Below are 14,588 nucleotides of genomic sequence, written 5' to 3'. Positions count from 1 at the left end.
AATACATGATATAATTGTACCATAAAGAAAAAGATTGCCAAAAGGAGCCTAAAATGAGAGAAGTAATTATCGGAGAAAATGACAAAGAACAAAGATTGGATCGTTTTCTAAAAAAATATCTGCCGAAAGCACCGAACCATCTGCTGCAGAAATATATTCGTACAAAAAAAATTAAGGTAAACAAGAAACGCGCCCAGCCGGACCAGATATTAAACAAAGATGATGTTTTGAATATTTATATCTATGACGAAGTCTTGAAAGAGTATGAAGTTGAAAAAGAAAGAGAGCTTAAGAAGGTTCATCTCGACATACTTTATGAGGATGAAGATATCTGCCTGATCAATAAGCCTGTTGACATGCTGTCTCATCCTGCAGGGCCAGAGGATTATGGAAGAACAATTGTTGATCATTTTGTTACCTATCTTATTATACAAGAAGAATATATCCCTAGAAAGGAAAAAAGTTTCGTACCCGCTTTGGCAAATCGCCTTGATCGAAATACAAGCGGATTGATTATGGGATGCAAGAATGCCCATTCGCTGAAATATTTTAATCAGCAGTTTCGCGGGCGAAATATTACGAAGATATACCGTACAATCTGTAAAGGAAATATTCGAGATCAAAGGATTACGAAAAGTCTTGAAAAAGATGAAGAGATTAACAAAGTTGAAGTTCGGGAAAGCGGAAAAGAGTCCATCACAAAAGTACGAAATCTTCACACAAATGGTGAATATTCCTATATTGAAATAGAATTGATTACAGGCAGAACTCATCAGATCAGAGCTCATTTAGCGGCAGTAGGCCATCCGGTTATTGGAGATATAAAATATGGGGATCGAAATATAAACAAGAAGATGAAAAAACTGGGTCTTTCTTTTCAGCTTCTTCATTCCTATGGATTAGAGTTTAATAATATAGAAGGGCATCTTAATCAGAAAAAAATTACAGCTCCTCTCCCAGAAAATTTCTTAAAAATTTACAGAGTTCTATTTGGAGGTGATCCTCGTGATTAGACTCTCCATCGAGGGAAAGCTCAAAGAAATACAAGAAGACCGAAGTTTAAAAGAAATAGCAGAAAGATATGCCGACAATATGAAACAAATCGTGGCTGCCCTTGTCGATAATGAAATGAAAAACTTGGATTATATAATAGAGAAGGATGCAGTAATCAACTGGGTTTATAGAAATTCAGCTGACGGGTATCGGATTTTATCTAGAACTATAACCTTAATTTTTATACTAGCTGCGAAAAGAGTAATACCGGAGCACAATATTATCGTAGAGCATTCAATCGGAAACGGACTCTATTTAGAAAGAAAAGACGGAGAAGCTTTAAAACATGAAGAACTTTATCTTATAGAAAAGGAAATGGAGAAGATTATCAAAGAAGATCTTCCGATAGAAAGAAAAAGTGTAGATCGCGATATTGCGATCTCCCTTTTTGAAAAAGAAGGATATGCAGACAAGATCCGTCTGCTGAAAACATTGAAAAAAGAGGAGTTTGATATATATACAGTAGATGGAAGGTATTTTTCATTCCACGGTTATCTGGCTCCTGCTACAAAATACATCGAGAAGTTCAGACTTCATTCTTATTATCCAGGAGTTGTTATCGTGATACCTACTCCAGAAACCGGAGGAAGAGTCCCGCCTTTTAAAGAAGAAAAATCTCTTGCTAAGATTTTTGAATCTTCAAAGAAGTGGACAGATTTATTAGATATTGGTTCAGTGGGAAGTTTAAATGAAAAAATTCTTAAGAAGGATATCGATTTTTTGATCCATGTATCAGAAGCCTATTTCGAAAATCAAGTAGCGGCTATCGCTGAAAATATAGTGAAGGACGGCTCTATCTCTATGGTACAGATAGCAGGGCCCAGTTCCTCGGGTAAAACGACTCTAGCATACCGTTTAGCTGTCCAGTTGGGAGTTCATGGGCTGAAACCTATTCCTCTTCATATGGATGATTATTTTGTTGACAGAGAAGATACTCCATTAGACGAAGAAGGAAAACGAGATTTTGAGGCTTTTGAAGCGATTCAGCTGGATCTTTTTAATAAAGATCTGCTTGCATTAATCGAAGGAGAAGAAATAGAACTGCCGAAATTTAACTTTATTACCGGTAAATCTGAAAGGTCAGGGAGAAAAATAAAGCTTGAAAAGAAAAGCATACTGATTTTGGAAGGGATTCATGGATTAAATCCAAAACTAACCCATTTGATACCGGAAAAGAAAAAGTATAAAGTCTATGTATCAGCTTTAACCCAGCTTAATATGGATTCCCATAATCGAATTTCTACAACAGATGTCCGACTTCTTCGCCGAATGGTTCGAGATACTAGAACAAGAGGAAAAAGCTTGGACGAAGTATTTACCGAGTGGAGAGGAGTACGAAAGGGAGAGAAGAAAAATATATATCCTTATCAAGACTATGCAGATATAGCCATCGACTCCTCTCTAGTATATGAAATACCTGTTCTAAAAAAATATGTTATGAAATTATTCGACCAATATGATCGAGAAGGGATATATTATAAAGATGTAAAGAGACTAAAATCCTTTTTGAAATATTTTATTGAGTTTGAAGAAGAAGAAAATATTCCTTCAAGATCTATATTAAGGGAGTTTATTGGAAAGAAAGGAGAAGAAGCATGAAACAAGTAATAGGAATTGATATCGGGGGAACGAAGATCAATTCTGCTGTCATCGACGAGGAAGGTAATGTCATTGATAAATACCGCATCCAGTCTAATGCAGAAGACGGACGAGACGAAGTGCTGAAAAGAATTCGTATCTCTATTGATAGGCTGATGACCTCTGATATTGAGGGGATCGGCATAGGAACTGCGGGGTTTATCGATTCAGAAAAAGGAATTGTTAAATTTGCAGGCAATATTGAAGGGTGGACAGGTCTTCGTCTTAAAGAAGAGCTGGAAAAAAATATCAGTATTCCTGTATATGTTGACAATGATGCAAATATCGCTGCATTATGCGAAAAATGGCTAGGGGCAGCGAAAGACTATTCGTCCTTCGTCATGCTTACGATGGGGACTGGACTTGGCGGAGCAATTTATGATCATAAAATGGGCTTTTGGCAAGGAGCTAATTTTCAAGGGGCAGAATTGGGACATATGATTTTATATCCAGAAGGAAGACTATGTACCTGTACACAACATGGATGTGCCGAAAAATATATTGCAGGATCAGCTTTAAGCATCAACTATCAAGAACTGACAGGCAAAGAGGAAACAGGTCCTGAAATTATTGCAAAGATTGAAAAAGACCAAGCTGCGAAAGATTCAGTAAAAAGAATTGCCCATGACTTAGGATTGTATCTCGCTTCCATAAAAAATATTTTTGATCCGGAAGGGGTTGTAATCGGCGGAGGTTTTATAGAAACGAAAGAGCACTGGTGGGATGAAGCTATAGAACAGTATAAAAAAATCTGCAATCGTCCTGAAGGAATGGAAATCACTGCAGCAAAATTCCAAAACGATGCAGGAGTCATCGGTGCAGGAAAACTTGCATTTGAAAAATTAGGATATAAATAATGCTTAAGATATTTAAAGAGAACTTTACGAACCAATCTTTAGAAATTTTAGAAAATAAAATATACGAACATATAGACCGAGAAGAAGATTTTTTAATAATCTTTCCCAACCGGGATATCGTAGATGTCCTTTCAAAAAAGATCCTGAATCGTTTGGGCGTTATAGGAAATTTAAAGATTGCTACCTTTGAAGAATTGCTGAATCAACACCATCTTCATCAAGATATCGGAAAATATTTTATGAATATTCTTCTTCGAAAAAGTGTTGAAAATCTGCAGCAGAAAAAAATAGTCGAACAAGAGAGCCTTTATCTATCCGAGGGCTTTCTTGCTATCTGCAGACAAATACTATCTCTCATAAGAAATTCTCATAAAGACTTGGCTGTAGTAAGAAAGTCTATAGAATTAAAATCTCTAGAAGTTATTCTCTTAATATTGGAAGAATACGAAAGACAGATGGAGTTGTTTAATATTCCGGATCCTTATGGATTTAAAGATTTCGATAAAAATATCTGCGAACAATTCAAAGGATATTATATTTATATAGATGGATTTCAGGAATTTAGACCTGTAGAAATGCAGTGGATAAAAGAAGTTTCCTGTAATAATACAGAAATTTATTTTCATAGCATAGAAGATTTTTCTATCGTAGAAAAGACATTGAGAAAGCTCAGAAAGATAGGCTTCATAGAAGAGCGGATTGAAACTGAAAGGAAGAGTTTTCAAAGGCTTGCTAAGAATCTTGCAAGCCAGGAAAAAGTCCAAGCAGAGAATATTAAAGTCCTAATGGCGGAAGATCCCTATCTAGAAGCTAAAGGAATCTCTCAAGAAATAAAAAGACAAAGAATAAAAGGAATACCCTTTGAAGAAATGGTAATTGCCCTAAAAAATAAAGAACAGGAAGATTTAATTCTTTATCATTTGGAAAAAGAGCAGATTCCTTTCCATTATCAAAGAAATATACCTCTGCTTAAAATAAACCTTTTTAAAGAATTTAGATCCCTTCTATGGGAATATGAAAGCAATCAGGAGTTTTTGTTGGGGAATATCGGCAATTCTATATTGCCGGAAATCAAGGAAGAGTCCGCATTTGTCTTGAAGAATCTTATCCATTTAAAAAACTATCAAACAATAAGGGAGTATAGAGAGGATCAGGATATCTGTTTAGCAAGAGACCAGGAAAAGATACAGAAAATTCTTGAAGAATTAGAAGAATGGCATGTACTAATACGGAAGAATGTCAGCGGCTCTCTTTTAAATAGAATAATAGAGATAATTAAAAGTAAGCGTCTCTTAGAAGAGGACCTTTCCCTGAAATCAGCCTATAAAGAAATTTTATTATGGTTTGAGAGGGTTAGATCTCAATATAATGGGTTTTTACTGACTTTAAATCCTAAAGAGTATCGGGAGTTTTTAATGGAAGTTTTCGAAAACTATACAGTAAATGCAGGAAATTCTTTGATAAAAGGCGTTCAAATCAAAAAACTTCAGGATATTCGATTGACTTCTTATGATCTAGTCCTTATTCCAGGAATGAAAGACAAAAATTATCCAAAAAAAACCGAGTATCATTATTTCTTTGAAGAAAAAGCGATCGAAGAATTAAAAAATTCTGGAATTTCTCTTCACAATAAAAGGGAGGATCAGGAAGAAGACAGGCTGAATTTCTTGACAGCTTTAAGCTCGGCTAAGAAATCTGTATTCTTTTCTTATTGCAAAGATGATCTCCCGTCTTTTTATCTAAGAGAAATAATGAGCGGGAATGAAGATATAGAAAAATATACTGTAAAAGATTTTATACGTCCACTACCAAATTCTATCAGTACAGTGGAAGACTTAAAAAGATATAAAGGAATTTTTACAAAGAGAAACACAGAAATTAAGAAAGACAATAATTTTTATTTGAAATCATTTTTTTCGGTTACTGAACTGGAGACATATCAAAGCTGTCCTGCAAAATACAATTATCGATATGTAATGAATATACAATCTCCCTATGTCGATCCAAAAGCCCAAGAAACGTTTCGTCTAGGAGAGCTGTGTCATGAAGTCTTAGAGATGTATTATAAGTACTATAATAAAAACATAAGAACCTTTTTAGATAAAGGGTTCTATGACTGGTCGGGAAGCAAAGAATTTATAGAGAAGAATCTTTTTCAAAGGGCGGGCAGCCTTGGTTTTAATTTAAACTTGGAAGAAACAAGATTAGAATTAAAACTTTATAGCGGTCATATTTTAAAACTAATTCGAAAAGATTTAGAAGATTTAGGAAAACACAAAAAAAAATTCTATCCTTCTCATTTTGAAGCAAAGATTCAAGTAGAGCATGTGTTTAAATCCGGAGATAAAGAACAGATCGTCCACATCAATGGACGGATCGATCGAATAGACCAGTCTACAGATGGAGAAGTTAAACTAGTAGATTATAAACTGGGATCTGCTTCTATTAAATATTGGAAAGATATTGAAAAAAGAAAAACACTGCAGTTTCCTATATATAGTCTCGCAGCAGAACCAGTCAGCTGCAGATACTTATCCGTTAAAAAAGAAGAAATTCATGTTTTTTATAGGACAACGGAAGAGGGGAAACGATCAGAAGAAGTATCGAGAGAAGAAGTAAAAAAAATGCAGCAGGATATCCGCTTTGAGATAAACGACATTCTTGAAGGGATAGGGATGAAAGAATTTTCTAAAGGAGCAGAGGATGATAAGGTCTGCAGCTACTGCGAATATAATATGATTTGTATGGAGAGGAGGAAAGAGAGGTGAAGTTAACACAAGAACAGGAAAGGGCTGTTTTTGCTATTGAAGGAAATGTAATTGTGAATGCCGGGGCAGGAACTGGAAAAACTGAAGTTTTAACGAGAAGATATCTAAAAATTATCGATGAAAAAATAATGAACGCAAAGGCTCCTATCGAATCCGTTGTGGCAATAACCTTTACTGTAAAAGCTGCAAATGAAATGAAGGAGAGAATCCGAGAAATGGTTCTGAATAAGGAAGAACTAGATCTTGAAATGATTCGAGAAATTGAGAATAGCAATATAACGACGATCCACGGATTTTTTTCGAAAATACTTAGAGATTATTCTTATCCAGTAAAGATTGACCCTCTCTTCACCGTGATGGAGGAGAGAGAATCCGAGGAGCTCTTAACAAAAATCTCAGTTGAAGTATTGAAAGAACTTCAGACGGAGATGGAGACCGATAAAAGCTCTCTGCTGGTAGAATTGGTTGAAGAACTGTCGATCTTTCATTTTTCCTCATTATTGGAAGAAATTATGGGTTTTTATAAAGAGTTTCGCATTTATCCTATATCATTAAAAACGCTTAAAGAAAAAACCCTTGAGAATCTCAACAGTTATAAAAATTCTTTGGATCTGGTTGATCTTCGTTATGAATTGGAAGAACTGAAGGCATCATTAAAAAAGAATACTAAAATCTATAAATTCCTCGCTAAAGAAGAGCAGGAAAGAATCCTTCAAGGAGAAGAAATCACCGATGACTTTTTAAAAGAGATCAGAGATCTTCTAGAAACCAGTACTGTAAAAGATAGAGAACATATCGACGAAATTCTTGAAGAATTAAACAGTTATTTCCTTTCGAAGGAGAAAGAAAAAATTCCTCTATATGAAATCTTGTTCGATAAGATTCTAATCGAAATTGAAAAACGATATAAAGATGAGAAAATCAAACTCGGTGTGATGGATTTTTCTGATTTGGAGCATCTTGTCTATAAGCTGACAGAAAATGAAAGTATTAGAAAAGAACTCCAGAATGAGTACCGCTACTTTATGATCGATGAATATCAGGATATCAACGATATTCAAAAAGAAATTTTTTATCGGCTTACGTCAAGGAAAAGAAAACTCGACTGCAATAATCTTTTTGTCGTTGGCGATCCGAAACAGTCGATATACGGTTTTAGAGGAGCTAATATTTTCGTGTTTGAAGAAACTAGAAAAGATATTTTAGAAGGCGGAGGAGAAGAAATTGTATTTAAAGATAATTTCCGCTCCGATAAAAATATTTTAGATCCTGTAAATAAAATTTTTCAAAGACAGATGGAAGAAAGGTTTCATCCATTGCAGGCTCATAGAGATAAAAAAGCCGTATCGCTCTTTACCTTAGCATCCGGAAAAGATTTTTCAAGATCTGATGAAGGGGAAGTTATGGCCTCTTCTATAAAGGAGCGTGTCTCTCATCAGGATAAAGCCTACGGAGATTATAGTGTTCTTCTTTCTGCCAGAACCCTTCTAAAAGAGATCCTTCCTGGATTAAAAGAGAGAGAAATTCCTTATTATATTATGAAATCTCCGGGGTTTTACAGAACGGATGAAATTCTCGATATGATTAATATTTTGAAATTTATATACAATAAAGATGATGAGGTATCCTTAACAGGTGTATTGAATGGTCTTTTCTACAATCTGCCCTTACATGAAATCCAAGAACTTCTTAATATGAGAAGAGGTCTTAGTTACAATATTTCAGAAAAGATAATGGCGGTGTGGGATGATTTGGAAGAAAAAAGAAATGGATTTTTGGAGTCGATACATTCGAAAGGTTTATACTATCTGCTAATAGATATCTTGAATAAATACGAAGTCTTTGAAAAACTAAATCGAGACTACAGCGATTATCAAAGACAGGGAAATCTTTATAAGCTTCTAAGTATCGCACGAGAAGCAGATGAACGATATTTGACTCTCGAAGGATTTATAACGGAACTTCTAGGAGAAAAAGGAGAAGATCTGCAGATGCAGGTGGAAGATGAACAGAGCCCTGTTGTAAAAATTATGACAATACACGAGTCAAAAGGGCTCGGCTTTGATGAAGTATTTGTTCCAGCATTAAACAGGAAATTGTTGGAAAATCAAAGCAAAATAAAACTGGATAAAAACTTTGGAATCGCAATGAAGCTTCGGGACCGGGATATCCGGTATAAAAAAATAGGTCAAAAGGAAAAAAAACGCCTTCTGATCGAAAGAGACAATCTTTATTATGTAGCTATGACAAGAGCGAAAGAGAATCTCTATTTAGGTCTTAGCGGAAATAACAGCGGCTATAAGAAAATTATTCAAGAAACTATCGATGAATTAACAGCAGAAAAACAAGCTTACGAACTGGAGATTCAAGAAAGAACAGAAAATCCGGAAATCCCGGCAGAAAGAAAAATAGTAGAAGAATATCCTTTAATTTTCACAGAAGCACCGAAGGAATTTTCTTTACAGGCTCTTAGTATTACGAAAGTAATCGATTATCTCGACAAAGGAATAGAATCCTTTTTTCAGAAAGATAAGGCGGATGAAGAAGAATTTGAACTGGAAATGCCCTCGTTTTTAAAGGGACAGATTATCCATAGCTTCGCAGAAAGATATGAAAAGAATTTAGATTCGGAAGTTTTATTAGATGAAATACTTAAAGAATATAATGTGGATAAAAAAGAAAGACATCTTTTCTCAAGATACAAGGATAATTTTATCGAGTCCTTAGAAAGAGATGGGAAATATGATAAAATACAGAAAGAGTACCCTTTTATGATAAGCCTTAAGGGACAAAGTTTTCGAGGGGTTATCGACCGGATCGAATTCAGCGGAGAGAACTTAAAAATTATCGACTATAAACTTTCCCGCCAGAAAAAGGAAAGCTTGATGAAACGATATAAACTCCAGATGGTGTTTTATGGATATGTATGCGAAAAACTTTTCTCTAAAAACATCAGTTTGGAAATCTATAATTTAGAAAATAGAGAGAAAATCCCTGTTACTTATAATGAAAGAGAAAAGATAAAAATGTTGGAACAAATAGATGAGTTCATAAAAGAAGTAGAAAAAACAGTAAAAGGCGGTGCAGAAAATGTCCGATAAAATATTACTTGTTGAAGATGAAGATAATATTAGAAAATTTACAAAAATCAACCTTGAGCGGGAAGGTTATGAAGTGATAGAGGCAGGAAGCGGAGAAGAGGGTATTGTTCTTGCTGAAGAAAATAAGCCTGAGATTGCTATCTTAGATGTTATGCTGCCAGGCATCAACGGTTATGAAGTATGCAGCTATTTAAGGCAGAACATGGATGCCATAGGTATAATTATGCTGACGGCTAAAACACAAGATGATGACAAGATTACAGGATTTGAACAGGGTGCAGATGATTATCTAAGCAAACCATTTAATCCAAAAGAGCTTATTCTTCGCATCAAGTCTTTAAAAAGAAGAATCAAACCAGAGGAAAAAGCTCAAGGAAATGTAATCGAATTAGAACCTTTTTCCTTGGATCTTTATTCAAAAATATTCAAAAAAAATGACAAAGAAATCGTATTGACACCGAACGAACTTCATCTTGCGACTTTGTTTCTTAAAAATCCAGGCAAGGCTTTCACAAGAGGGGAACTTTTAGATCTAGTCTGGGGAGAAGGATACAACGGGGATAATAAAATTGTCGATGTAAATATTCGAAGACTGCGGTCAAAAGTGGAAGAAAATCCAAGCAAACCAGTGTATTTAGAAACCGTTTGGGGAACAGGATATAGATGGAAAACAGAATAAAAAGGCAGATCAAGCTTAGTCTGCAAAATCGGATTATAGGATTCTTTACATTATTATCCATTGCGATCATTTTAGTTTTTGAAGGTGTATCCTTTTATTCCTTGCAAAACTATTACTATTCAACAATACACGGGATATTGGAAAATCAAATACGCTATTCTACGTATATGTATTCATCCTATCTTTCCGACTATCGTCTAGAAGATGTAATTATACAGGATAAAGACCAGTTTTATAGAAATAACGACGGACAAATACAGATTTTAAACAACTCTGGTGTTGTGCTCTTTGACAGCACCGCTTCCACACAGCTTGGACAAAAAATAGAAACCAGCGATACGCTGGATGCTTTAAACGGAGAAGAGGGAAACTATATAGGAAAGGATCCTGCTGTTGAGGAAAAAGTCATGACTGTGGCGCGTCCATTGAAATCAAGAGGCGAACAAGTTGGAATCTTGAGAATTTCTACCTCTTTGGAGACGGTTGATGAACTTATTATGCAGCGGTTTTTAATCTATGCATTATTTGGAATCGTCTTAATCGGTTTAACGATTTTTATCAGTTATATTATGGCGAAGTCTATTGTAAAGCCGATTAATAATCTGACAAAGGTGGCAGAAAAAATATCAAACGGACAGCTTGATGTTCATGCAGAAGAAAACGACTTTAACGAAATCGGCGTTTTAGGGAAAACTGTAAATATTATGACCAACAATATCAAAGAAAAAGATCGTATCAAAAACGACTTTATTTCTTCTGTATCCCATGAACTTCGGACACCGCTTACTTCTATAAACGGATGGGCAAGTACACTGCTTTATGATCCTAGCGATGAAGAACTGGTAAGAGAAGGGTTAAGTATTATTGAAGGCGAATGTATACGCTTAAGCGATATGGTTGAGGAGCTTTTGGATTTTTCACGTTTTACTTCAGGACGGGTGAATCTTCGAAAAGAAGAAACGAATATTACAGAACTGGCCCTGTCTATAAAAAGCCAGTTGACGCCCCGGGCAAAATCTTTGGGTATCGACCTTGTTATCAATCATGAAGAAGAAGATATCTTTGCTTTTGTGGATCCGAACCGTATTAAGCAAGTACTTATAAACCTTGTGGATAATGCTCTAAAATTTACGGAAGAAGAAGGCACTGTAATGATGAATATTTTAAGCGATGAATCAACGGTCATACTAGAAGTTATAGATACAGGCATCGGTATCGGGCAAGATGAAATCAACAAAGTGACAGAAAAATTTTATCGCGGAAACAACAGCAATTCTCATACAGGATTAGGTCTTTCTATATGCGAAGAGATCGTTAAAGCCCATCATGGCGATATGATCATAAGCAGCAAACTGAATCAGGGTACTAGAATAAAAGTGAACATACCAAAGGAGGAAAATGGTGATTAGAATAAAAACTGCAATATTGATGATCAGTCTTCTCCTTCTAAGTTCCTGTATCCCTGTAAATACCTCCTCCCAAACAAATGACAATATAGTAACGCCTAAAGCTTCGAAGCATTCGGTTCAGGGAACCTGGGGTATCGAATCGAAGGAGCAGATTGCTGACAGTTCGAATGGAAAAGCGGATTTAGAAAAGGGAGATGAACTGTATTTTGATCCTGAATTAGTATTAATGAAAAGCCGCTATACAACGACTCCGGTTTTTTCCTCAAAGTACGTTAACGGAAAAAATTATTTCCTGTATAAATATGGGAATCACGAAGCAGTTCAGGCACAAATAGATAAAAATCTTGAAGTAATTTCCATCTCCGACGGAGAAAGGTTTTATCAAGATATACTGATGCTGGATCATAATACCATCCTTTTTGTATATAGTGGATATCTGTATCGTGCAAAACGAAAATCCGATACAGTAGACAAGAATTTAATTACTGAATATATCGCTCTAGATCGAGAAATTTTATCCGGATCAAAAAGTCTTGAAAGGATTGATACGGCACTATTATTAGGTATCCGTACAGCGGATGAAATCGAGGGGAGAAGTGTAAATAATTATCATACTTATTTTATCCGAAAGAATGAAGAAGGTAATATTACTGTTTATTTGACCCGTGATCTTTTTATTCCAAGACAGAATTCTTATTGGACCGCTGAACATTTCATGGACTATACTAAGGAGCCTTTAGAAGTCATAAAAGCGAAAGATATAGGAATCAAAGAAGACAGCAAAAATTCTCTTAGTTCAAAAAACAAACTTATTACAACCTTTGTAGATCCAAATTATATCAGCTATATGGATACAAAAGAAGGGGAGCCGGGTTCAGATTATAATATGAAAGAATTAGATAATTTATCTGGAGAGCCTTTAAAAATCACAGACCTTGCCGGAGCAACGGGACTCAAAATACTGTCGGAAACCACATCAAAAGAAGCGGCTGGTCTTGGTATCGATCCAAAAGAAATAGATGTGCAGGAAGAAGTGGAGAATATCGGAATCGTCCGAGAGAATGGGAAATGGGTGTTTGCCACAAATCTTCATTATGAGAAAGAAGGATCTGTAAAAACTAAAAAAGTGAATTTAAACATTGTGCCGAATAACGATATCGATATGGACAGCGAGAAAAATTTCAGCTGGGCGAAGATTAAAAACATGGTGCCGGATGCGATCGACGCCGTCAGTTCGCCTAAAGAAGACTTGATTGTTATTCAAAGCCCGGATGAACTCTTGATCTATTCCCATGAAGATACCGTTTATCCCATAGCATCGATTCCATTATATGGAAGCAGCAGTATCGTAATGGAGGAGTGGGCTTCAGAACGGTTTTCCAGCCTTTGGGAAGAGGCCTTTAAGAGCACAGAGAGAATTCCGGTAGAATATAGTATAAATCAATAAGGAGAACTGAATGGAGCTCAATTTTAAATACGAAAAAGACGAATTTATAAGAGGATATCGTCAAGCTATGAAAAAATCAAAAGTAATAAAAGGCTATGATATTATTCTCTATCTAGCATGTATTGCAGGAGCGTTTTTGATGGAAGGAATGTTTCGCTGGCTGCTGCTCTTAGCCGGATTAATCGGTATAGGAGGTCTTTTTTATCAAAGCTACTTAAAACCTAAGAAGATTTATGAATTTGTTGAAATGTTTCAGGAAGATTATCGTGTTTTAATTGTAGAGCAGGGGATAGATGTACAAACAAAAAATGCTTCAGGACTTCATAAATGGGAGGATGTTAAAAATATTCATTCCGAGAAAGAGTTCTACTTTATAGAAGAAGAAAATGGAGCCTTTCTTTTTCTGCCGAAAAGAGCATTTACAGAACAAGAAATACAGGAAATGGATAAAAAGATTCAAACTTTAAATCCTGTAAGAAGATAATTTATAAAATAAGGATGGTGAAAATACAACCATCCTTATTTGCTTTAGGTTTAGAAAACGAGTGGAATATAAAAACATCTTGCTAGGAAGAGTTGAGAGTGCTATACTAACAAAGGTTCAAAGTACGACTCATTAGCTCAGTTGGTAGAGCATCTGACTCTTAATCAGGGTGTCCGGGGTTCGAGCCCCCGATGGGTCACCACAAGCAATATCGAGAGATATTGCTTTTTTATTTACAGTAGTATTAAAACTGAAGATAAACGAAGAAAAAACTTGCTAGAATGACAAAAGAATGCTATACTATTTTAGGTTCAAAATTTGATTCATTAGCTCAGCTGGTAGAGCATCTGACTTTTAATCAGGGTGTCCGGGGTTCGAGTCCCCGATGAGTCACCAGTAGCGATATCGAAAGATATCGCTTTTTTTTTTATAATATTTTATAACTTCAATTATTCATAATCTAAAGTGCCTTAAATGGGTATATAATCAAAAGAACTCTATAATGAAAACAATATAAATTGATTCAAGTCAAAAGTTTTATTGATTATTTTCTTATTATGTCGTAAAATTACTTTATTCTCAAAACCTGAAAGAAAAACATCCCTAGTATAATTTAGAAAAAGAGTGATTCTATGAAATTTTCAGTAATTTTTTCAAACTTAATAAAAATATCCGAACTGAAACCGAAGGAACTTAGCGAAAGAATCGGCTACGATGTAAGCTATATCAGCAAATGGTCTACAGGAAAACTGCTGCCTTCAGCAAAAACAGCGGAAACTCTTTTTCAGATGATGGCAGATGCTTTCACAGAAAAGATATGGTATTTCCATAAAGAAGAACAGCTTCGGGATATGCTTGAGCGCCGTCTACCTTTGGAAACTAAGTAAGTGTTCATTTTGTTGTGTATCGGCTATTAAGAGACAGCTTCAATATGGAGAGAGCCGAAAGCGAAGAAACTTTCCCAGAAAATACATATATCTTCATAGAAGACCGGACTACAGAAACAATTTTATCCATCATCAGTAAACTGATCCCGAATACCGTATATGTATTGGCAAAAACGCTTTAAGCGAGAAGATCCAGATCGTTTCTTTAAGAATAAAATCCTAGAGATTCGTAAAAAACACGAAAACTATGGATATCGCAGAATAC

General features: G+C 35.3%; 11 protein-coding genes and 2 tRNA genes. All 13 read left to right on the top strand.

The window, feature by feature from the left end:
* The first annotated feature begins 53 nt into the window (after nucleotides 1–53).
* The 13 genes from ACTQ46_RS04975 (at nucleotide 54) to ACTQ46_RS04915 (ending at nucleotide 14,505) form a co-directional block, all read left to right on the top strand.
* Nucleotides 54–1,013, top strand: a complete 960-nt coding sequence (locus ACTQ46_RS04975) for an RluA family pseudouridine synthase (protein WP_441747819.1) — start codon at nucleotides 54–56, stop codon at nucleotides 1,011–1,013.
* The gene (locus ACTQ46_RS04970) at nucleotides 1,006–2,652 is read left to right on the top strand and encodes a nucleoside kinase (RefSeq protein WP_441747818.1); all 1,647 of its coding nucleotides are present in this window, start codon (nucleotides 1,006–1,008) and stop codon (nucleotides 2,650–2,652) included. Before ACTQ46_RS04975 ends, ACTQ46_RS04970 begins: the two co-directional genes overlap by 8 nt.
* The gene (locus tag ACTQ46_RS04965; protein WP_441747817.1) at nucleotides 2,649–3,548 is read left to right on the top strand and encodes an ROK family protein; all 900 of its coding nucleotides are present in this window, start codon (nucleotides 2,649–2,651) and stop codon (nucleotides 3,546–3,548) included. The genes ACTQ46_RS04970 and ACTQ46_RS04965 overlap by 4 nt, the downstream gene beginning before the upstream one ends.
* The gene (locus ACTQ46_RS04960; protein ID WP_441747816.1) at nucleotides 3,548–6,316 is read left to right on the top strand and encodes a PD-(D/E)XK nuclease family protein; all 2,769 of its coding nucleotides are present in this window, start codon (nucleotides 3,548–3,550) and stop codon (nucleotides 6,314–6,316) included. Before ACTQ46_RS04965 ends, ACTQ46_RS04960 begins: the two co-directional genes overlap by 1 nt.
* Nucleotides 6,313–9,417 carry a UvrD-helicase domain-containing protein gene (locus ACTQ46_RS04955; RefSeq protein ID WP_441747815.1) on the top strand — a complete coding sequence of 1,035 codons (3,105 nt, stop codon included), beginning with the start codon at nucleotides 6,313–6,315 and terminating at the stop codon, nucleotides 9,415–9,417. Before ACTQ46_RS04960 ends, ACTQ46_RS04955 begins: the two co-directional genes overlap by 4 nt.
* Nucleotides 9,407–10,096, top strand: coding sequence for a response regulator transcription factor (locus ACTQ46_RS04950; protein WP_441747814.1), 690 nt, complete (start codon nucleotides 9,407–9,409; stop codon nucleotides 10,094–10,096). The genes ACTQ46_RS04955 and ACTQ46_RS04950 overlap by 11 nt, the downstream gene beginning before the upstream one ends.
* On the top strand, nucleotides 10,081–11,505 hold the full coding sequence (locus tag ACTQ46_RS04945) for an ATP-binding protein (RefSeq protein WP_441747813.1): 1,425 nt from the start codon (nucleotides 10,081–10,083) through the stop codon (nucleotides 11,503–11,505). The genes ACTQ46_RS04950 and ACTQ46_RS04945 overlap by 16 nt, the downstream gene beginning before the upstream one ends.
* Nucleotides 11,498–12,952: a hypothetical protein gene (locus tag ACTQ46_RS04940; RefSeq protein WP_441747812.1), complete on the top strand. Its 1,455-nt coding sequence runs from the start codon at nucleotides 11,498–11,500 to the stop codon at nucleotides 12,950–12,952. The genes ACTQ46_RS04945 and ACTQ46_RS04940 overlap by 8 nt, the downstream gene beginning before the upstream one ends.
* Before the next feature lie 10 nt (nucleotides 12,953–12,962).
* A complete protein-coding gene (locus ACTQ46_RS04935; RefSeq protein WP_441747811.1) occupies nucleotides 12,963–13,436 on the top strand; it encodes a YcxB family protein in 474 nt (157 codons plus the stop codon).
* 126 nt (nucleotides 13,437–13,562) lie between these two features.
* Nucleotides 13,563–13,638: transfer RNA gene (locus tag ACTQ46_RS04930), tRNA-Lys, on the top strand.
* A gap of 118 nt (nucleotides 13,639–13,756) precedes the next feature.
* Nucleotides 13,757–13,832 (top strand) — tRNA-Lys (locus ACTQ46_RS04925).
* Nucleotides 13,833–14,068: 236 nt separating this feature from the next.
* A complete protein-coding gene (locus ACTQ46_RS04920) occupies nucleotides 14,069–14,323 on the top strand; it encodes a hypothetical protein (RefSeq protein ID WP_441747810.1) in 255 nt (84 codons plus the stop codon).
* A gap of 44 nt (nucleotides 14,324–14,367) precedes the next feature.
* Complete coding sequence (locus tag ACTQ46_RS04915) at nucleotides 14,368–14,505, top strand: hypothetical protein (protein WP_441747809.1); 138 nt, start codon at nucleotides 14,368–14,370, stop codon at nucleotides 14,503–14,505.
* The last annotated feature ends 83 nt before the right edge of the window (nucleotides 14,506–14,588 follow it).

The sequence above is a fragment of the Gallicola sp. Sow4_E12 genome (genome assembly GCF_052116305.1).
In the GTDB taxonomy this organism is placed as follows: Bacteria; Bacillota; Clostridia; order Tissierellales; family Peptoniphilaceae; genus JBQKLI01.
Note: the sequence above shows the minus strand (reverse complement) of the source record. Positions and strands in the feature narration are given on the sequence as shown.

Coding starts and splice junctions, on each gene's coding strand:
- ACTQ46_RS04950 (WP_441747814.1), top strand. CDS start 9,407: ATGTCCGATAAAATATTACTTGTTGAAGATGAAGATAATATTAGAAAA.
- ACTQ46_RS04975 (WP_441747819.1), top strand. CDS start 54: ATGAGAGAAGTAATTATCGGAGAAAATGACAAAGAACAAAGATTGGAT.
- ACTQ46_RS04935 (WP_441747811.1), top strand. CDS start 12,963: ATGGAGCTCAATTTTAAATACGAAAAAGACGAATTTATAAGAGGATAT.
- ACTQ46_RS04915 (WP_441747809.1), top strand. CDS start 14,368: ATGGAGAGAGCCGAAAGCGAAGAAACTTTCCCAGAAAATACATATATC.
- ACTQ46_RS04945 (WP_441747813.1), top strand. CDS start 10,081: ATGGAAAACAGAATAAAAAGGCAGATCAAGCTTAGTCTGCAAAATCGG.
- ACTQ46_RS04965 (WP_441747817.1), top strand. CDS start 2,649: ATGAAACAAGTAATAGGAATTGATATCGGGGGAACGAAGATCAATTCT.
- ACTQ46_RS04920 (WP_441747810.1), top strand. CDS start 14,069: ATGAAATTTTCAGTAATTTTTTCAAACTTAATAAAAATATCCGAACTG.
- ACTQ46_RS04960 (WP_441747816.1), top strand. CDS start 3,548: ATGCTTAAGATATTTAAAGAGAACTTTACGAACCAATCTTTAGAAATT.